At 54.4% G+C, this 17870-nt stretch carries 20 protein-coding genes; 11 read left to right on the top strand and 9 right to left on the bottom strand.

Going from position 1 to position 17870, the window contains the following annotated elements:
• Positions 1-14 precede the first annotated feature (14 nt).
• The 6 genes from ACWKV5_RS17095 to ACWKV5_RS17120 form a co-directional block, all read right to left on the bottom strand.
• Entirely contained in the window at positions 15-1094 is a 1080-nt protein-coding gene (locus ACWKV5_RS17095; protein ID WP_483842231.1) for a hypothetical protein, read from the bottom strand.
• Positions 1095-1534: 440 nt separating this feature from the next.
• Positions 1535-2527 (bottom strand): AAA family ATPase, encoded by a 993-nt coding sequence (locus ACWKV5_RS17100; protein ID WP_483842232.1) that lies wholly within the window; start codon positions 2525-2527, stop codon positions 1535-1537.
• A gap of 9 nt (positions 2528-2536) precedes the next feature.
• Positions 2537-4534, bottom strand: a complete 1998-nt coding sequence (locus tag ACWKV5_RS17105; RefSeq protein ID WP_483842233.1) for a hypothetical protein — start codon at positions 4532-4534, stop codon at positions 2537-2539.
• Positions 4531-5133: a hypothetical protein gene (locus ACWKV5_RS17110; RefSeq protein WP_483842234.1), complete on the bottom strand. Its 603-nt coding sequence runs from the start codon at positions 5131-5133 to the stop codon at positions 4531-4533. Before ACWKV5_RS17110 ends, ACWKV5_RS17105 begins: the two co-directional genes overlap by 4 nt.
• Positions 5134-5588: 455 nt before the next feature.
• Positions 5589-6098: a cupin domain-containing protein gene (locus ACWKV5_RS17115; RefSeq protein WP_483842235.1), complete on the bottom strand. Its 510-nt coding sequence runs from the start codon at positions 6096-6098 to the stop codon at positions 5589-5591.
• A gap of 82 nt (positions 6099-6180) precedes the next feature.
• Positions 6181-7104, bottom strand: coding sequence for a LysR family transcriptional regulator (locus tag ACWKV5_RS17120; RefSeq protein WP_483842236.1), 924 nt, complete (start codon positions 7102-7104; stop codon positions 6181-6183).
• Between the two features lie 142 nt (positions 7105-7246).
• Between ACWKV5_RS17120 and ACWKV5_RS17125 the strand changes: the two genes are divergently transcribed.
• The 8 genes from ACWKV5_RS17125 (at position 7247) to ppk2 (ending at position 14298) form a co-directional block, all read left to right on the top strand.
• Complete coding sequence (locus tag ACWKV5_RS17125; protein ID WP_483842237.1) at positions 7247-7651, top strand: RidA family protein; 405 nt, start codon at positions 7247-7249, stop codon at positions 7649-7651.
• A gap of 112 nt (positions 7652-7763) precedes the next feature.
• Entirely contained in the window at positions 7764-8795 is a 1032-nt protein-coding gene (ahr, locus tag ACWKV5_RS17130) for an NADPH-dependent aldehyde reductase Ahr (RefSeq protein WP_483842238.1), read from the top strand.
• Between the two features lie 39 nt (positions 8796-8834).
• Positions 8835-9443, top strand: a complete 609-nt coding sequence (locus ACWKV5_RS17135; RefSeq protein WP_483842239.1) for a trimeric intracellular cation channel family protein — start codon at positions 8835-8837, stop codon at positions 9441-9443.
• A gap of 98 nt (positions 9444-9541) precedes the next feature.
• Positions 9542-9817 (top strand): hypothetical protein, encoded by a 276-nt coding sequence (locus ACWKV5_RS17140; protein WP_483842240.1) that lies wholly within the window; start codon positions 9542-9544, stop codon positions 9815-9817.
• 300 nt (positions 9818-10117) lie between these two features.
• Positions 10118-10489: a DUF3302 domain-containing protein gene (locus tag ACWKV5_RS17145; protein WP_483842241.1), complete on the top strand. Its 372-nt coding sequence runs from the start codon at positions 10118-10120 to the stop codon at positions 10487-10489.
• A 3-nt stretch (positions 10490-10492) separates the two neighbouring features.
• Entirely contained in the window at positions 10493-11452 is a 960-nt protein-coding gene (locus ACWKV5_RS17150) for an HlyD family secretion protein (RefSeq protein ID WP_483842242.1), read from the top strand.
• A gap of 159 nt (positions 11453-11611) precedes the next feature.
• The gene (locus ACWKV5_RS17155) at positions 11612-13339 is read left to right on the top strand and encodes a SulP family inorganic anion transporter (protein WP_483842243.1); all 1728 of its coding nucleotides are present in this window, start codon (positions 11612-11614) and stop codon (positions 13337-13339) included.
• Between the two features lie 140 nt (positions 13340-13479).
• Positions 13480-14298 carry a polyphosphate kinase 2 gene (ppk2, locus tag ACWKV5_RS17160; RefSeq protein WP_483842244.1) on the top strand — a complete coding sequence of 273 codons (819 nt, stop codon included), beginning with the start codon at positions 13480-13482 and terminating at the stop codon, positions 14296-14298.
• A 22-nt stretch (positions 14299-14320) separates the two neighbouring features.
• Here ppk2 and ACWKV5_RS17165 read toward each other — a convergent pair whose 3' ends face one another.
• Positions 14321-14662 carry a potassium channel family protein gene (locus tag ACWKV5_RS17165; RefSeq protein ID WP_483842245.1) on the bottom strand — a complete coding sequence of 114 codons (342 nt, stop codon included), beginning with the start codon at positions 14660-14662 and terminating at the stop codon, positions 14321-14323.
• A gap of 95 nt (positions 14663-14757) precedes the next feature.
• On the opposite strand from ACWKV5_RS17165, the gene potE reads away from it, so the two are divergent.
• Genes potE through ACWKV5_RS17180 form a run of 3 tightly spaced genes read left to right on the top strand, consistent with a single transcriptional unit; the run spans position 14758 to position 17267 of the window.
• Complete coding sequence (gene potE / locus ACWKV5_RS17170; protein WP_483842246.1) at positions 14758-16098, top strand: putrescine-ornithine antiporter; 1341 nt, start codon at positions 14758-14760, stop codon at positions 16096-16098.
• Positions 16099-16146: 48 nt separating this feature from the next.
• Complete coding sequence (locus ACWKV5_RS17175) at positions 16147-17040, top strand: amino acid ABC transporter substrate-binding protein (RefSeq protein WP_483842247.1); 894 nt, start codon at positions 16147-16149, stop codon at positions 17038-17040.
• Positions 17041-17078: 38 nt separating this feature from the next.
• The gene (locus ACWKV5_RS17180) at positions 17079-17267 is read left to right on the top strand and encodes a hypothetical protein (RefSeq protein ID WP_483842248.1); all 189 of its coding nucleotides are present in this window, start codon (positions 17079-17081) and stop codon (positions 17265-17267) included.
• Positions 17268-17298: 31 nt separating this feature from the next.
• On the opposite strand, the gene ACWKV5_RS17185 is transcribed toward ACWKV5_RS17180, so the two are convergent.
• Together ACWKV5_RS17185 and ACWKV5_RS17190 are read right to left on the bottom strand one after the other, a co-directional pair.
• Entirely contained in the window at positions 17299-17574 is a 276-nt protein-coding gene (locus ACWKV5_RS17185) for a type II toxin-antitoxin system RelE/ParE family toxin (protein ID WP_483842249.1), read from the bottom strand.
• A complete protein-coding gene (locus tag ACWKV5_RS17190) occupies positions 17574-17846 on the bottom strand; it encodes a CopG family ribbon-helix-helix protein (RefSeq protein ID WP_483842250.1) in 273 nt (90 codons plus the stop codon). The genes ACWKV5_RS17185 and ACWKV5_RS17190 overlap by 1 nt, the downstream gene beginning before the upstream one ends.
• Positions 17847-17870: the final 24 nt, after the last annotated feature.

The following is a 17870-nucleotide window of genomic DNA, read 5'->3' on the forward strand; positions in this document are numbered from 1 at the left end:
AGGAGTAACTCCCGCTAAAGATCGAGACGGCGGTTACTGCTTGATCCAAAGTTGTGCATGGCACAGAGGATGTTCTGGTTGTTTTTCAGCGCCGAGTAGTAATAGCGATCAAGCCTCACCTGCAGCGGATACCTGCGACGAATAGCGCAGTCTGAGATGCTGCCTGCGAGCTCAAACTCTGGATCCTCCATGAACAAGATCGCATCCCAGTAGATACAGTCTCGGTACCGGCGTGCGGTTTCGTAAATCATCGGAGCTACAAAGCTAAGCAGACTGCCGTCATGCCTGTAATTCAGCACAAGCGTGCGACAATCTATTTCCCGAAAGTGACGAAGAATGCTCCACATTTTGTAAAAGTTGCCAATCAACCTATACATCCCTAGCTCACTCTCGCACTGTAGGGTGTCCCCGCGCAGATCAGAGCTCATGACATACGAATGCAAATGGCTTATTTTTATATGCAGCATATCCCAGGGCGAGACACCCCAGCGCCGAGAAAAGACAATCAAGTAAGCCATCACGCACGGGCATATGGTACCAAGATTGAAAGCATACCAGTTCCCCGAGGCCGTACGAACAAGACGCGCCAAACATTTTCTATGCAGGCGAATATAGCGACGATATATATATCTACGAATAGACTTAATGGTTGATACAGAGTCTTCGATATCAGCGTGTGGCTGCGTTTCCCGTATAGCATCATAACACCTGATACATTCTTCGCTAGGAGAACTAAGGATGTGATTAAATCTTATTTCCCAAGCGAGCTTTGAAAGAGGAATTTTTAGCATTGAAGCGGGCGTTTCAACCTTAGATGTAAAATATCCAGGCGATGCACGATCCGCTAGGAATTTGTAGACGACTTCTTTGTCTTGCAGTTTGGACGACTCTGCCGCCACTACTTCATAGATGTCCTGTCCTACCAAACGCGATCCACGCTTGATCCAATCTTTGAGCCCGTCACACCAAGTGATTACCTCGACTTGAAAATCTTTAGGCGCCTCTTCTGGCGATAAAACATCAAGGACAATGCCCAAATGCTTGCATCTCTCTGAAGCAGCTGCGATCCCTTCCTTTCCGAGCCATTTCTTCAATAACACGTCCGAGCATTGCTTACAGTCTTCAAGGACTTCATGATGCCAAGGACAATGCGTGATGTGTTCGAAGTAGAATATTACCGAATGATATCCCATATTGATGCATTGAGGGCAGTGTCGGATTCTGGGTCGAGGTCTCATTTCTAGAGTTTCACACTCCCAATATCCGGGCAAGGGAAACCAGCCATCTAAAAACGAATATTTAAGCTCGTTGCGCATGAGCCCACATGCGTCCTCCACTCTTGAATGAGGAACTTGAGCACCGTCCCACCAGCGATCGAACTCCTCGGGCTCGGAGCCACCAACCTCCAAAAGTTCGCGAATCTCATGAAAAGCGCGAGTGTGGTTCCATTTCATCACATGGAGAAATATCAGCCAGGAGGAAGTGTATTTGAACGGAGGCCTAAGAAAGATTAGATGAACTGGATTCGAAGGTTTCACAACACGCCGCTCTGTTTGAGAATATCTGCATAGCTGCCCAGCCCTGACTCTAACGTGGCAGATTCTATAATTTTTTGAGTCACAGTAAACTCGGGGGCGTCTCGTTTCATTGAGCGAATCAAAATAAGCCTGAACACCTCAAATACGAATGCGGTGGGAAGCAGTGGAAGATTATATTTTTTCACAGCCTCAGACATTACCTGATAAATGTCTGAGGCCGTGCTGGCAAGCCGAAAGCCAGCGGCATATGCTTGCGGAAGAAAAAACTGAGTGTAGGTGCAACTGCTTCCGGCGGGATAAGTAAAATCTTCATCATACCCTTTCATAGTTCCAGCCATCCAGGCATGGTCTGTGCAATACGGCAGATCCCATACTTCGCTAAGAAATCGGGTAGTCAACTCCGCACGCTTTTGCTCTTTAAGTAATTCAATGGCATAGCTAATTTGCGTTTGGCTAAAGCCAATGAGCGTGGTGTCGATATTAGCCACGGCTAGTTGATTTTGGATATACTGTAGCTGCTCAAAATCCTCTATCGCAAGCGTTTGAAGCTCATCTAAGAATAGAACCCAGTGCCTCCCCCCCCTGTTTCGCAGGGTGCTTTCTATGTCATTCAGCACATCTACTCGCAACGCCCCAATATCTATTCTCTTGGGCATTCGGAGACCCAATGACCTGGTCAAACTTTTAACGATATTTTCCCGACGTTGCAGATCACCGTTTGTGTCCGCGGAGACGCGCGTCAGAAATCTGTCCTTAAATTCAGGATGACTATTCAGTGCGCTGATCACGAAGTTACATGCCGTAGTTTTCCCCATCCGGGGAAAAGCCTTAAAGACAAGGCACGTCTTATGAAGCATTACACAGTCCATGACTATCCCGAGCACCTGCGGCATGCTAGGAGTTAGTGCGACATAGTTCTTTGTCACTAACGGGTGGTTCCACAGGAGCGTCTCTTGCTGCTCGGCATCATACGGGTCATAAGTGTTCATAAGGCCCTCTTAGAGCTTTTTGACCAATTCGATGAGATCTAAGCTGCTAGGTGGAACAAGAAATTCGCGCTCCGGTAAAGTAGCCTTCGGAGTCAGAGGGAGGGCTGGCTGTTGCGGCGCTACAGGTTGAGCACTATACTCAACCTCGGAAGCGCTACGAGATTGCTCAGTTCTCAGCCTGTCGAGCTTCGATGCCGACTTTCGATCTTGTTTGTTGCTCGCTGCAGCTGCTTTCAGAGTTGCTTCCAGATGTCGCTTGAAGGTCGCAAAAATGCTAACACCACTCGTACGAGCTATGATCTTCAGATACATCAGTGAGTTGATCTCGTCACGGGTTCTAAGGCTATGAGGGAGCATAGCCCAGTCTCCCTGTACCGTGAGAGGCCCTATAGGAGCGCCATTTTCTAGAAACCCTTGTACGACTCGAATGTCCGACTCGTTGACTTCAATGATTATTTTTTCCCCAACGAGATCGGGACTATCCATCAATCTGGTCGAGGTATATCTGGCTCTCTTAAAGTTAATATAAGGTCGATGACCATCTTTGACTCCACCTTTGACTGTCCGCGTGTTTTTTACGCTGACAACCCCCAATGATTGACGCATATCAAGTGGTGGTCGCCTCGGTATATAATGATCCTTCCTTACCAACTGTGCGACCGCTTGAAGTGGGTACAAATTTCGCAGGCCCTCGGTCGGCTCCGCATTCAGGTTAGCGAGATACGCGTAGACCAATTGATCGAGCTCATCACTGGTGACCCGGAACTGAATAGCGGCTAATTCGGGATCAATGGCTCTGCCTTTATCAGGGCCTGCTCCCGTAGTATTTGGAAAGCGTTGAATCAAATCCGCAGCCAGAAGCTTAAATTTATGTTCGATGTTCGGTCGTCTTTCCGGGCGGCCAGGCACACCATATTCATTTATGCATCCAATTTGCATTCGGAGCGTACTAACCTTATCACTCAGGTGTGCTAACGCATTATCAAGTCGAATGATCGACGGCTCTACCTGCGTCATCTCAGGAATGACCTCTGCGGGAAACCCCGCACCCGGATTTATATCCAAATCATTGATTGTAAACTCGGGTCTTGGGAGCTTAGCGCTAAGCATTTGGCGTATTAGTGCCACGACATCTTCAGCAGTCACGTCGTCACCATGAACGACATAAAACCAAAGCACTGCAGAAGTCAGTGACTCGACTGTTGCAAGGAGGTGCAGCTTTTTCAAGAAATGATAGGTTTCAAGCCCATATTCATGTTTAAGTATCAAGATGAATAATGCATCGACTGTATACGAATCAATCTCAATAATCTCCATCAGGCCCCTTGACTTGGTCAGTGAGGAATACCCTGTACCTACAGGTATATGCGCAATCGCACCACGATCACCAGTAATATGAACAGCCCGCTCAAAATTTTGATCTCGCACTTTACTCACATACGCAGTCAAGGTTCTAATGCCGCGATGCTTTGTGTTAAATGGCCACTTCGCTGTCGGGTGTCCATTGTCTTTTAGTATATTTATAAAGGCAATGTGAAGATCTTTTGGCCGCATTGCGAACTCATGCACTTGTTTATTTTTTCCTTTGGAATTCCTCTTCAAGATAAGATCTTTAAGCTCCGACTCAAGTTTTGGGTAAAGCGTGAAAATCGCCCCCAGAACGCCAGAGAGCCCAGCGCCCGATTGCCACAGAGACGCATCAACTTCCTTCGTACGCTTGTAGGTTTTTATTGCAATATGAGGTAAGAGCGCGCGGTAACCATAAACAGATCGATCAGGTGCTAACAGGAGGCAGCGCTTTATCATTTTCTTTAAGTAGCTGCCATCTATGTTGGTGGCATGCTTGATGGATTCGATCGTGCGTCCATCCATGTACATCTCAAGCGCCTGCTTCCTGTGCCGGTAGATGCCAGCAGCCTTCGGCTCCAAAGCCTGCACAGAGATTTCTTCCCAAGGCATCGTGGCCTGGATAAGCTCGATGATTTGCGAGCGAGAGCGTCTGCTCATAGCGCGCGCCAGGCGGTGTTATAACCAAAGCCGTTTTTGCCTACCTCAACGATCACAGATCCTGTAATGATCAATCTACAGATGACACCCAGCGCGATGGCTTGATCTGAGATATCCACATCATCAAGGAGAGACCGGATCGTCCCCTCCTTCTTCAACTGAACCTGGGTGCCCACCAGCTCAGTTTCATGGTCAAGAACGTAACTCCTCACCTGCGATGCCATAGCAATCACTTTCAGCCAGAAGCCCAACTGGTAGGCGACTAATGCAAGGTGGGCGAACGTAATCGAAACGAGCTGAGCGTGCCGAACGACCTGATCAGTGAGTCGATAACGAATGGGCATCGATTTGCGGTCTGGGTCGAGCTTTTCCTCGGCGTCGATCTGATGGAGTGCTACCGAGCCATCCCGGCGCTCAACCCATATCCCTCGGAGCTTCGTGAAATCATCGGTGTCATCCGCATTCAAGCTGATGTCAACATCCTCATCGAATCTGTAGGCCAGCACGCTCGAGCTGGTCTCAAGCTCAGTAGCCCAATGGATAATTTCCAGGTCGCCCAAGATGATGAGATCAGCATTCATTTTCGGGCTATAAGTCATCCAGAGACTTCGATTGTGACCGCTCGTCTTCCTACTAGCCGTTAGCTGCTTTCGGCGGTGACCTTTCATTGTCGCCATGGGACTGGATCTCGCTGGTTGCAGGGGTTCGAAATCGCTTCCCAAAATTTTACTACGACAGACGGCTCCTTCTAGGACTTATTGGAAACTTCAATCAGCATGCAAAGATCGGTAAGATATAAAGGTCAGGTGGTCTCAATGAATTTATGCGCCAACTGCCTTGTAATCTGCATATATTGTTAATTTTATTGGCAAGTGATTCCCTATGTACAAAATTACTTCTTAGTGATGCTATGGGTACGGAATCACTTCCCAATATTAGAAGGGACTTTGACCATATCGACTGAGCAATCGCGAAGTGGATTTTGTTAAGTTCTTGATTAGGCTTGCAACTGGTCGCTATGGAAATAGGGTCATCGTTTCTTCTGAGTACTCCCTTATCCTCGTGTAAGCCTTTCTATCAACCTCGAATACTCAGGAAACCGCTCACTGAGCTTTTCTCGATCACCCAACTCCATATCCGCGTAATCAAACCCCGGCGACACCGCTTCACTGATCAAACCGAATCCTGCCGATCCCTCTACAAGCCGCGAAGCTTTCCAAACGCCGCCAGGTACTTTCAACTGCAAACATTCTCCCGCAATGACATCGCTGCCCATCAAGACAGTCTTCAATGTGCCGTCCGGAAAAATCAGCGAGTACTCGATGGCATCGCCCAGATGGTAGTAATGAACAATATCGGACTGGTTCAGATGAAAATGCCCAACCGGAGAATCTTTCGTTAACAGATAGTAAATCGACGTCATCCGGTAACGCAGGCCACCCGTGGTTATGACCATGCTTTGATCATCCGACTGATACGTTCTGCGGTAGTAACCGCCTTCCAAATGCGGCTCCAGATCTAGCGCTGCGACCAGATCGACGATGCTGGATGCTTTTAAAGTCATTGCGCAAACCCCTGTTGTGCGAAGTTAATGCACGTTCGCAGCATTTAGCAACATAACTCGACTAAATAGTGCTTTAGATGAGTTAGCCCTGTCGGACGCTGACAGGCGCATGTTGTTCCATCAGTTCGACCACCCAATCGATGAACACCCGCAGCTTGATGCTGATATGCCGGTTTGGCGGATAGGCCACGTAGAGTGGCATCGGATCGAGCCTCCAGTCTTCGAACAGTTGCACCAGGTCACCGCGGTCCTCGTGAATTCTGGACATGTATTTTGGCAGCCAAAGTACGCCCAACCCGGCCAGCCCCGCGGCGATATAAGCATTGCCATCGTCGACGGCCAATACGTAACGGCCTTTGATTTGAAGGTGTTCACTGTGGTTATGCATGGCATAAGGCACCGGTTTGCCGGTGCGTGCCCACAAGAAACCGACGATACGATGATCCGAGTCTTCCAGTTCCTGCGGATGCGCGGGTGTGCCGTTGCGCTTCAGATAATCGGGTGAGGCAAATACACCCAGTTGCAGGTCCCCTACCCTCCGCGCCATCAGCGACTGGTCCGTCAACTCGCCGCCGCGCACCACGCAATCGACGTTTTCATCAATCATATCGACGAGGCGATCACTGACGCCCATGTCGATCTGGATGTCGGGATATCGCGCGTAAAACGCCGGCAATGCGGGTATCAGGATCGAGCTGGCCAGCGGGCTGGGGACATCCACTCGCAAGCGGCCCCTGGGCAGTGTTGATGCGTCGGACAGGCTGGTTTCCGCATCGTCCATGTCGGCCAGTAGCCGCAGCACCCGCTCGTAATAAACAGCGCCATCGGCCGTGACGTTGACTTTGCGAGTCGTACGGTTGAGCAATTTAACGCGTAACCGGGCCTCCAACTGCTGCACCAGTTGCGTCACGGTGGTCTTGCTCATGTGCAGCGTTTCGGCGGCCTTGGTGAAGCTGCCCGCCTCCACGACTCGAGCAAATGCCTGCATTGCATCAAATCGGTCCATTGTTGCCCCGGCTATCGATCGGATTGTTTGAGTTTCACAAACAGTGAAGCCTAAGGTTGCTCGTTTATCAGCCGCGCACAAGTACTTACAGTCTCTCCAACGTTAGATCCGGGTCGGTTTTGGCCCTTCGAGGAGGCACCGTATGACACCGCGTGATGTTGTTTTTCCACCTGGACGCCAGGCGCTGTATGAGCGCAATCGCTATTCGCCTGCTATTCGTTCCAATGGGTTTTTATTCGTTTCCGGGCAAGTAGGCAGCACCGAGGCGGGTTCGCCCGAGCCCGCACTGGAAGACCAGGTCCGCCGCGCGTTCAACAATCTCAATGCCATTCTGATGGAAGCGGGTTGCACCTTCGACGATGTGATTGATGTCACCATCTTCATGGTCGATCCCGAATCAACGTTCGAGAAGATCTGGAAAGTAATACCGGAATTCTGGGGTAACGCGCCGCACCCGACGTTAACCGCCGTCGGCGTGACGTGGCTCTATGGCTTCCAGTTCGAGATCAAGGTGATCGCCAGGCTCGCGGAATCTACAACCGGGTGATCCACACAGCGGTGCGCCCCATTCATCAACCTCCGAGACAACGGCAGGCGCCCCGCTACACTTCCTTATCTGCGCCGCGCCTCCCTGGCGGACGCCGATATGGAGGTTCCCCATGAGCGACAGTACCGAACTCTCGACATTCACCGGTTGGGCCGCAACGAAGGCCGGCGCGCCACTCGAGCGCCATAGCTATGATCCCGGCCCGTTGGGCAGCGAGGAAGTGGAAGTCGCCGTGGAGTATTGCGGGGTCTGCCATTCCGACCAATCGATGATCGATAACGAATGGGGCATCAGCCAATACCCGTTTATCCCCGGCCACGAAGTGGTCGGCAGCATCGTTCGCGTGGGCCCGCAGGTACGCGGTCTAAAAGTCGGACAACGGGTCGGCATCGGCTGGTTCAAGGGCAGTTGCATGCATTGTTCTTCGTGTATCGAAGGCTCTCACCAGCTCTGCAACACCGCCAAACCGACGATCATCGGCAGCAATGGAGGCTTCGCCGACCGCCTGCGCTCACACTGGGCCTGGGCGCTGCCGATTCCGGCCGGACTGGACCCGTCCATGGCCGGCCCCTTGTTCTGCGCCGGTTCGACGGTGTTCAACCCGTTGGTGGAGTTCGGCGTCAAACCCACGGACCGGGTTGGCGTGGTGGGCATCGGCGGCCTGGGGCACCTGGCACTGCGCTTCCTGAATGCCTGGGGTTGCGAAGTCACGGCTTTTACCTCGTCGTTGAACAAGCAGGATGAAGCCAAGCGCCTCGGTGCCCACAATGTCATCGCCTCGACCGACAGCAACGCCCTGAAGGCCATTGCCGGCACCCTTGATTTTCTGCTGGTCAGCGCCAGCGCCGACCTCGACTGGGCAGCCATGCTCGGCACGTTGCGCGGCAAGGGGCGCCTGCATTTTGTCGGCATCGTGCCCAGCGCAATTCCGGTGCACGTGTTTGACCTGATTCCCAGACAAAAGAGCCTGTCCGGCTCCCCCGTGGGTTCGCCCAGCAACACGGCGACTATGCTGGAGTTTTGCGCACGTCATCAGATCCTGCCGCAGGTCGAGCTTTTCCCGATGACCAAGGTCAACGAAGCCATCGATCATCTGCGCAGTGGCAAGGCGCGCTATCGCGTCGTGCTGGATGCGAGCAAGTGACCGACTGCTGATGGGCGCAGCCTGAGAACGGAGTAATGGATGCTTTATTTTCAGCAAATGTTGGGCACCGCCGTGTTTGCCATTACCGGGGTTCTGGCGATCCAGAAGGCGGGGGTCGATGTGTTCGGCGCCGTGGTGCTGGGCATCATCACCGCTATTGGTGGCGGGACCGTACGCGACCTGATACTCGATCAACCGATTTTCTGGATCGCAGACTTCAACTACATCTGGGTTGGCCTGATTGCAGCCACGCTGGCTTTTTTTCTCACCAAAAGATTCCAGCAGCGCTATCGCCTTTTGCTGTACCTCGATGGATTTGCGGCCGCGCTGTTCGGATTGGTCGCTACCGAGAAAGTGCTCGGATTGCATCTCGCGGCACCTTTTGCCGTGATGATGGGTGTACTGACCAGTATTGGCGGCGGCATCGTGCGTGATGTTCTGGCCGGCAGAACTTCCTTGTTGATGTCGCGTGAGATCTACGCCACGCCGATCCTGCTGGGGTGCATCGTCTATGTCTTGTTGCGCGATGCATTCCCGACCATCCAGGTCGCTGGGTGGATTGCCTTGCTCTTTACCTCGGGCCTGAGGTTTCTCGCGATTTACAAGGATCTGCAAATGCCAACGATTTTATCCACCCGACAGGGGTAAAAACGAAACTGACATTCGGTGCTACACGCAATGAACCGTTCAACGCTGATCGATTCGAGCAGTGTTGCTGGTAAAAAAATCTACTCAGGAGCTTGGTTATGAGAATCATCGCGACGTTTGTATGCACACTCTTGTTCTCGCTGGCTTTGCCATCGCCGTCCTTCGCCGCTTCAAATTGCAATAACGCGGGCAGTGCAAACGCTGCCAAAAACTGCGTAAAAAACAACAATGATCAAAAAGGCAATTGCAACGGTAATGGCAACTGTGACAAAGCCAAGAATGCCAAAGACAAAGCGGATGATCACGCGGTCAGCTGCATGGAGATCAACAACATGACCCTGCGCCGTCAATGTCTTGATAAGCGCAGGGATTGATTGACGGACGCCAAGTGAATAGCGAGAGCTCTTCGACAGTGCAAAGACGAGCCCTCGCCTCCCTCACTGGTACGGCCCAACCGCCCGTATCCAGCAGCGCGCAGAAAATACCAACGCTTGCATAAAACGACCTAGAACACAGCCTCAATTAAGCAGATTCTCTCGCTCGCCCCCAGGCCAGGCCTGCGTAGGCTGACAATCGAGCGGCGGTTCAGTTCTAGTCATCAAGACTGCCCGCACTCATAAAAATCCGTGACTACACTGACCCAAGTACATCGCTTGTGCCACGAGGGGGCGACCATGCTGGATTACTTCGCACTAGGCCTGCTGTTCTTTGTAGGGCTGGTCCTGTTCTACGGAATCATCGCGCTACACGACATTCCTTACGAAATCGCCGTACATCGCAATCACCCGCACCAGGATGCGATCCATGCCACTGGCTGGGTCAGTTTGTTCACCCTGCATGCGCTTTGGCCATTTCTGTGGATCTGGGCGATGGCGTACCGGGAAGACCGGGGATGGGGATTTGGTGATGGCAAGTCACCACAATTTCATGTTACGCATCTGGAACAACAGGTTGCCGATCTGCAAAGTCGCATAGAGCGACTGGAGACGGCTACAGGCACTGCGCGGGGCAATCCAGCGTCGGACAATCGAGGCGAGGGAATCTAAGCCATGGATCTTCTACTTATTCTGACTTATGCCGCCATCTGCGTTGCCATCTTCAAGATTTTCCGCATTCCACTGAACAAATGGACAGTCCCTACCGCCGTCCTCGGCGGGATCCTGATTGTGGGCGCATTGATTTTCACGATGAACTACAACCACCCGTACTCAGAGGTCGCGCGTTCTTACTTCGTCTCCGTGCCCGTGATTCCGGTGGTCAGTGGTCAGGTGATCGACGTGCCGGTCAAAGGGAATGAGCCTCTGGAAAAAGGCGACGTGCTGTTTCGGATCGATCCTGCTCCGTTCGAGTACAAGATCCAGTCCATCAAGGCACAATTGATCTCGGCAAAAGCTGATCGTGCTCGAATCACTGAGTTGATCAAGCGCAACTTCGCCACCCAACGAGAACTGGACGTCGTGATTGCTCGATCCGACGATTTGCAGGCACAACTGGACAGTGCCCAGTATGAACTGGACAACACCACCGTTCGCGCCCCGAGCAAAGGCTTCGTGACCCATGTTTCCTTGCGTCCGGGCATGATGGCGACCAAGTTTCCCTTGCGCCCCAGCATGATATTCATCCCTGACGAGGGGCATTATTTTGCCGCCTGGATGCGTCAAAACAGCCTGTTGCGCCTGTCGGTCGGCGATGAGGCGGAAGTGGCTTTCGATGGCATTCCCGGCAGAGTCTTCGAGGGACGGGTCTCAAGCGTCATCACCGTTATCGCAGAAGGCCAGGTACAGCCCTCCGGAACGTTGATCGGCTTCACCGGCTCACCGCCGGCAGGCCGGGTACCGGTCATTATCGAGATAACCGATCCGGACTACGCCCAATACAGTAGCCAGATGCCGGGCGGCGCGTACGGGCAGGCAGCACTCTATAGCAAGCACTTTGAGCACATTGCGATGATGCGCAAAATCCTGCTGCGCATGGCTGCGTGGATGAACTACATCTTTCCATTCCATTAATAAAATAACAGGCGTCCCCTTTTACCAAGGGGCGCCTGCCCTCCTCTGCGTGTCCTCGATCAACTGCATTGTCTGTCACTGCACTCCGCCGTCCAGGCGCCGCGTGGTCAGTGGCGTAGGGATTTAACGCGGCATGAAAAGTTTGGGTTGGAGCACCTCATGAACCAACAACGTAGCGATCAGGACGATCGGCTTTCAGGATTAACCCCCCGGCGGGTTGTGAGTTCCCTGCTCCCAGAGTGGCTTGGCAACTATCAACAGGGCTGGTTCAAAGGCGATGCCATCGCGGGTCTGACCGCCGCAGCCGTGGTCATTCCCAAGGCACTGGCCTACGCCACCATTGCAGGCCTGCCAGTACAGATCGGCCTCTATACCGTACTGGTACCGATGGCGATTTATGCCGTGCTCGGCAGTTCACGCCCGCTCAGCGTCAGCACCACCACAACCCTTGCCATTCTGGTCGCCTCCGCACTGGGCCAGGTCAGCCCGCCCGGCGATACGGCAACCCTGATCGTTGCCTCCGCCACCCTGGCCTTGATGGTCGGCGCCATCTTGGTCCTGGCCGGGATACTGCGCCTCGGCTTCGTTGCCAACTTCATTTCAGACCCGGTGCTGGTGGGTTTCAAGGCCGGCATCGGGATTGTCATCGTGCTCGATCAACTGCCCAAGTTGCTGGGCATCCATATCGAAAAAGGTGGTTTTTTTCACAACGTCATCGCCACTGTTGAAGGGTTGGGGCATGCCTCATTGCCGACCGTGGCCGTCGGTGTGTTCATGGTGCTGATTCTGATCGGCATGAAGCACTTTACCCCGCGATTGCCGGCGCCGCTGATTGCGGTTGCGCTCGGCATTGTCGGCATGAGTGTGCTGAACCTGGAGCAATTGGGTGTGTCGGCCGTGGGAGTCGTTCCAATCGGATTGCCCGCGTTGACGCTGCCCGACTGGTCGATCGTGTCGCAACTCTGGCCATCGGCCTTGGGCATTGCGCTGATGAGCTTTACCGAAACCATCGCGGCGGGACGAGCATTTGCCCGCAGTGATGAACCCGCGTTGCAGCCCAACCGTGAGTTGGTAGCGACAGGGTTTGCCAACATCGGCGGTGCATTGCTGGGGGCCATGGCCGCTGGCGGTGGGACCACCCAAACCGCCGTCAACCGCTTGGCCGGTGCGCAATCACAACTGGCGGGATTGATCACGGCCGGACTGGCACTGGGGACTTGCCTGTTGATCGCACCGTTCATTGGCCTGATGCCCAATGCCACGCTCGCCGCCGTGGTGATCGTGTATTCGATTGGCCTGATCCAGCCTTCGGAATTTCGCGACATTCTCTTGATACGCCGAACAGAATTTATCTGGGCGCTGGTGGCACTGGTCGGGGTCATGTTGCTCGGCACGCTGCAAGGGATCGTCGTGGCGATCATTGTTTCGTTGCTGGCACTGGCCTACCAGGTCTCGGACCCGCCCGTGCACATATTGGGACGCAAACCCTGCACCAATGTGTATCGCCCGCCCTCTGCAGAGACTGACGGCGACGAACACTTTGAGGGGTTGCTGATGCTGCGCCCTGAAGGTCGCATCTTCTTTGCCAACGCCGAACACCTCAGTACGAAAATCCGCTCGTTTATCGAGGTGGCAGAGCCTCGCGTTGTGATTCTCGATCTGCGCAGTGTTTTCGACCTGGAGTACACCGCGTTGAAAATGCTCACGGCGGCAGAACAGCGCTTGCGAGAAAAAGGCATTTCATTGTGGCTGGTGGGCATGAGTCCCAGTGTTTACGCGATGGTTATCCATGCTCCATTGGGCCAGGCATTGGGTGATACACGGATGCTCCCCAATCTGGAGCAAGCCGTTGCGGATTATCAACGCCTGCAGCGAGATCAACAGTGATTTCGCACGCGGCCCGGAAGGCGGATGACCTGCGTCATCTTGCCCTTGGTAATTTGAACTACCCTTTATTCGCAAGCCGTACCGGGAACTCGCAACCGGTACACACCCTATTCAAGACCACCAGAGGTTGAAGTATCGCGATGAAAAAAACCAATCGTGAAATAGCCGATTCTGCGGAAAAAAAAGCCGACACGCTTAGCCGCAAAGACTACGAAAAACAGCTCAAGACCCTGCACGTCGAACTGGTCAGATTGCAGCAGTGGGTGGTCGCCACCGGGGCCAAGGTCGTGATTGTTTTCGAAGGCCGCGACGGCGCCGGGAAAGGTGGCACGATCAAGGCGCTGACAGAGCGTGTCAGCCCGCGGGTGTTTCGTGTGGTAGCCCTGCCGGCACCGTCCGAGCGAGAAAAAAGCCAGATGTACCTGCAACGCTACATGCCGCACTTTCCGGCGGCCGGCGAAGTCGTGATCTTCGATCGCAGTTGGTACAACCGAGCGGGCGTCGAGCGGGTCATGGGGTTCTGCGACGAGAAGCAGGTCACCAGCTTTTTAACGCTGGCGCCGTTGTTCGAACGTCTCATGGTCAATTCCGGTGTGCTGTTGTTCAAGTATTGGCTGGAAGTCAGCCCTGAAGAGCAGGCCCGCCGGCTCAAGGAACGCATCACCGACGGGCGCAAGATCTGGAAACTGTCGCCGATGGACATCAAGTCCTACAACCGCTGGGACGACTACACGCGCGCCCGTGACGAGATGTTCGAAGCCACCGACACCGACTGGGCACCGTGGAACGTCGCTCGTTCCGAGGACAAGAAATCCGTACGGCTGAACGTCCTGACTCACTTACTGGGGAACATCCCCTATAAAAAGGTCAAGCAAGAAAAAGTCAGCCTGCCGAAACGCAAAATTGGCGGCTACAAGGCGGCCAATTACCCGTTCAAATACATCGCTGAACCCTACTAGGGTTCAGCGCGATGCGACGGCCTTATTCCTCGGATTGGGCCGCTCGCGCGGTCTCCTCGATGGCGCGGATACTGACGGCGGCGAATATCGCCGTCATCAAGACGCCATTGAAACCCAGCAAGACTGCAAGGACACGCGAGAGAGGCGTTTTGGGTACCAGGTCGCCGTAGCCGATGGTTAAACCGGTCACGAACCCGAAGTAGATCCCGTCAAGCGCCCCCCACCCTTCCAGGTAGGCGATGATCAGACCGAACAGCACGATCGTAAACAACAGAATTGAGAAAATCGGCCAGACAACTCGAATGTAGAACCACACTGTTTTGTAAAACTCGCGACGGACGTGCTTTGCATGAGATTGCGTCATGACATGGGCTTCCTGAAGTTGAGCTTGGCGACATCTGAGTGCGTGGTGCAGTAACACCTGACAGCTTGGCACATGTGAGGAAAAAGGAGTTTTTGATGGCCGACTCAAGCAAAAAAATGAGCCTCGTGGGGCTTACTACACTGGTGATGGTCAACATGATGGGGTCGGGCATCATCATGTTGCCGACCAGCATGGCCCAGCTCGGGGCCATTTCCTTGCTGTCATGGATCGTCACCGCTGTCGGCTCCATGGCCATCGCCTACTGCTTTTCCCAGTGCGGCATTTACTGTCAGCGCCCGGGCGGGTTGTCCGCCTACACCGAAGAGGCGCACGGCAAGTCCGGGTTCTTCCTGTGTTCGTATCTGTACTTCCTGTCGCTGGCCATTGCCAACGTCGCGGTCGCCATCTCCGCCGTGGGGTACATGACCTCGTTCCTGCCCTGGCTGGGCACGGGCGCGATCCCCCTGTTCATCGGCACGGTCGGCCTGCTGTGGCTGACCACCGTCGCCAACTTCGGTGGCCCCGGCATTACCGGCAGAATCGGCGCGATCACCGTCTGGGGAGTGATCATCCCGGTGGCAGGCCTGAGCATCATTGGCTGGTTCTGGTTCAAACCAGAGATATTGGTGTCCGCCTGGAATCCGAATAACCTTTCCAACGCCGATGCGATCAGCAGTGCGATTCCATTGACCCTTTGGGCGTTCCTGGGCATGGAATCAGCGGCGCAGGCCAGCGATGCCGTTGAAGATCCCAAGCGCACCGTCCCACTGGCCTGTCTGTTCGGCACGCTCGGCGCGGCGGTGGTCTACGTGCTGTCGACGACCGTCATCCAGGGCATCATTCCCAATGAACAACTGGCCAACTCCTCGGCGCCCTTTGCGCTGGTTTACGCACACATGTTCAACCCCACGGTCGGCACCATCATCATGGCGCTGGCGGTGATGGCGTGTGTGGGCTCGCTGCTGGGGTGGCAGTTCACCTTGGCTCAAACGGCGAAAATGACCGCTGACCAAGGGATGTTCCCCAAACTGTTCAGCAAGCTCAACCGGCACAACGCGCCCCTCATGGGCATGCTGGTGTGTGGTGTGTTGCAGACGCTGATGGCCCTGTCGACCATTTCGCCCAATGCCGCTGCCCAGTTCGGCAAACTGGTCAATCTTGCCGCCGTGACCAACCTGATCCCCTATGTGACGGCGCTCACCGGGCTGCTGGTCATGATGTACAAGGCGCGGGTTTCGCCAGCGGTTTACCTGCGCAATACCCCCGTGCTGCTGATCGCGATCGCCTATTCGTTGTACGCCCTGCACGCCTGCGGCAAGGATGCTGTGTTCGGGGGCGCCCTTGTGCTGGTGTTCGGCTACCCGCTTTATGGCTGGCTCGCCAAGCGCTTTGCCGTTATGCCTGCCACCGACCCCGCCAGGGTCGACACCCCTTAGCTCTGGTTTCTGGACGGTACTGACATCTGAACTCGGGGGAATCAGGACATGAACGCACAACGAAGCAAAACCATCGCGCTGCTCTTTGCCTGCCTGCCGCTGCTGGCCGCTGCCAACACCCTTGAACGGGTGCGTTCAAGCAATACGTTGACTCTCGGCTACCTGCCGGATTTCGCCCCTTTTAGCGTCAAAGTGGGCGACAAGGTCCAGGGTTATGCCATCGGCCTTTGCGAAAAAATCGCCGACAAGATCAAGGCTGAACTCGGTTTGCCGGAACTACAGGTGAGTTACCAGCCTGTCACCGTCGCCGATGAGGTCAGCGCCGTGAGCTCGGGCAAGGTCGACCTCCTTTGCACACCGACACCGCCAACCCTTGAGCGACGAAAATCAGTGAGCTACTCGGTGCCCATTTACACCGCAGGCCTCTCCGCGGTGGTGCACCAGGATGCCCCGGCGACGCTGCTGGACGTGCTCAACGGCAAAGTCGCTCACACCGGACCCACTTGGCGTGCCACCGTCAACCGTGGCCTGGCCAACCAGACTTACGTCACCACGGCAGGAGGTGTGACCGAGGCGTGGATTCGACAGCAGATGCGCTTGCTGGGCGTGGTCGCCACACTGATCACGGTCGACACTACCTCCGAGGGGCTCGAGTTGATTGCCAAAGGCAAAGCCGATGCCATGTTCAGCGAACGAATGATGCTCAGGAACCTCCTCGACAGCCGTTACCCGACCGGCAATCTGGTGTTGCTGGAGCGTATTTTCGAGTACGCCCCGACGGCCATGGCGGTGCCGCGTGACGATGAAGATTTCCGCTTGCTGGTCGACACCACGCTGAGTGAAATGTACCGCTCCGGTGAGATTGAACAGGCGTACGATAAGTACCTGGAAGGCGCCAGCGAGACGACCAAAAAGCTGTTCAAGGTCTATGCGCTGCCGTAGCGCCGGTGAAAACAGACGGTGTCCACTGGAGAACTCCCGTGATCAAGCACTTGATTCCCCCCGTCATGGTCGCCCTCCTCATCGCGATCAGCGGTTCGTCCTGCCATGACCATCAACAGGACAACGATGAAAACGCCGTGCAACATCCACCGTTTACCGATGGCAACGGCAAGTACATCCCGCAGCAGCAACTTCAGCCTCCGATGATGCCTCGGCAGAGAATGTAAACACGGGTTGAGTTGCCGTGATCCGGGTGCCCTACCGATTCTCGCGTGTATGCCAAAGGCACAGCAGGTAAATGGTTGAGCTCTGAATTTCATAACGTAGTTCGTAGTGGCCAATCAGGATTCGGCGCACATCGCGTGGCTCAAACTCTTCCAGGCGTTCACCAATGCGCGGATTAACCAACAAGGTGCCTGGAACGGCGGTGAGTTGTTGAACGGTATGGATGGCGGCGTCTTTGTTCACCGAGGCCAGAAATTCATACAATCGGGCAATGTCGGAAAGTGCTTTGCTGGTCCACTTCAACTCCATTAGCGCGGCACCGGCAACGGGGAATCTGTACTGAGACTGTCAGCCCACGCCTGAACAGCCTGATGATCGATCACGCGGCCAGCGTCTACATCGGCCAAGGCTTCACGGGTGAGACGACTGCGTTCTTCTTCCTGATCTATCCAGGCAGACAGCGCTTGCTTGACGATCCAGTTCTTGGAGCGCTCAAGACGCTCGGCAATCTCGTCAATCCTCTCGGCCAGATCTACAGGGACGTGAGCCGTCACAGATCGGGTTTTGACGTTAGTAGCCATGGTAGTTACTCCAGTGCTGCTCAG

Source organism: Pseudomonas oplopanacis, from assembly GCF_057128725.1.

Excerpts from the sequence above, each read along its gene's own strand:
- ACWKV5_RS17190 (WP_483842250.1), bottom strand. The coding sequence starts at position 17,846 with ATGGCTACTAACGTCAAAACCCGATCTGTGACGGCTCACGTCCCTGTA.
- ACWKV5_RS17165 (WP_483842245.1), bottom strand. The coding sequence starts at position 14,662 with ATGACGCAATCTCATGCAAAGCACGTCCGTCGCGAGTTTTACAAAACA.
- ppk2 (WP_483842244.1), top strand. The coding sequence starts at position 13,480 with ATGAAAAAAACCAATCGTGAAATAGCCGATTCTGCGGAAAAAAAAGCC.
- ACWKV5_RS17125 (WP_483842237.1), top strand. The coding sequence starts at position 7,247 with ATGACACCGCGTGATGTTGTTTTTCCACCTGGACGCCAGGCGCTGTAT.
- ACWKV5_RS17150 (WP_483842242.1), top strand. The coding sequence starts at position 10,493 with ATGGATCTTCTACTTATTCTGACTTATGCCGCCATCTGCGTTGCCATC.
- ahr (WP_483842238.1), top strand. The coding sequence starts at position 7,764 with ATGAGCGACAGTACCGAACTCTCGACATTCACCGGTTGGGCCGCAACG.
- ACWKV5_RS17120 (WP_483842236.1), bottom strand. The coding sequence starts at position 7,104 with ATGGACCGATTTGATGCAATGCAGGCATTTGCTCGAGTCGTGGAGGCG.
- ACWKV5_RS17175 (WP_483842247.1), top strand. The coding sequence starts at position 16,147 with ATGAACGCACAACGAAGCAAAACCATCGCGCTGCTCTTTGCCTGCCTG.
- ACWKV5_RS17110 (WP_483842234.1), bottom strand. The coding sequence starts at position 5,133 with ATGACTTATAGCCCGAAAATGAATGCTGATCTCATCATCTTGGGCGAC.
- ACWKV5_RS17105 (WP_483842233.1), bottom strand. The coding sequence starts at position 4,534 with ATGAGCAGACGCTCTCGCTCGCAAATCATCGAGCTTATCCAGGCCACG.
- ACWKV5_RS17135 (WP_483842239.1), top strand. The coding sequence starts at position 8,835 with ATGCTTTATTTTCAGCAAATGTTGGGCACCGCCGTGTTTGCCATTACC.
- potE (WP_483842246.1), top strand. The coding sequence starts at position 14,758 with ATGGCCGACTCAAGCAAAAAAATGAGCCTCGTGGGGCTTACTACACTG.
- ACWKV5_RS17115 (WP_483842235.1), bottom strand. The coding sequence starts at position 6,098 with ATGACTTTAAAAGCATCCAGCATCGTCGATCTGGTCGCAGCGCTAGAT.
- ACWKV5_RS17145 (WP_483842241.1), top strand. The coding sequence starts at position 10,118 with ATGCTGGATTACTTCGCACTAGGCCTGCTGTTCTTTGTAGGGCTGGTC.
- ACWKV5_RS17185 (WP_483842249.1), bottom strand. The coding sequence starts at position 17,574 with ATGGAGTTGAAGTGGACCAGCAAAGCACTTTCCGACATTGCCCGATTG.
- ACWKV5_RS17155 (WP_483842243.1), top strand. The coding sequence starts at position 11,612 with ATGAACCAACAACGTAGCGATCAGGACGATCGGCTTTCAGGATTAACC.
- ACWKV5_RS17140 (WP_483842240.1), top strand. The coding sequence starts at position 9,542 with ATGAGAATCATCGCGACGTTTGTATGCACACTCTTGTTCTCGCTGGCT.
- ACWKV5_RS17100 (WP_483842232.1), bottom strand. The coding sequence starts at position 2,527 with ATGAACACTTATGACCCGTATGATGCCGAGCAGCAAGAGACGCTCCTG.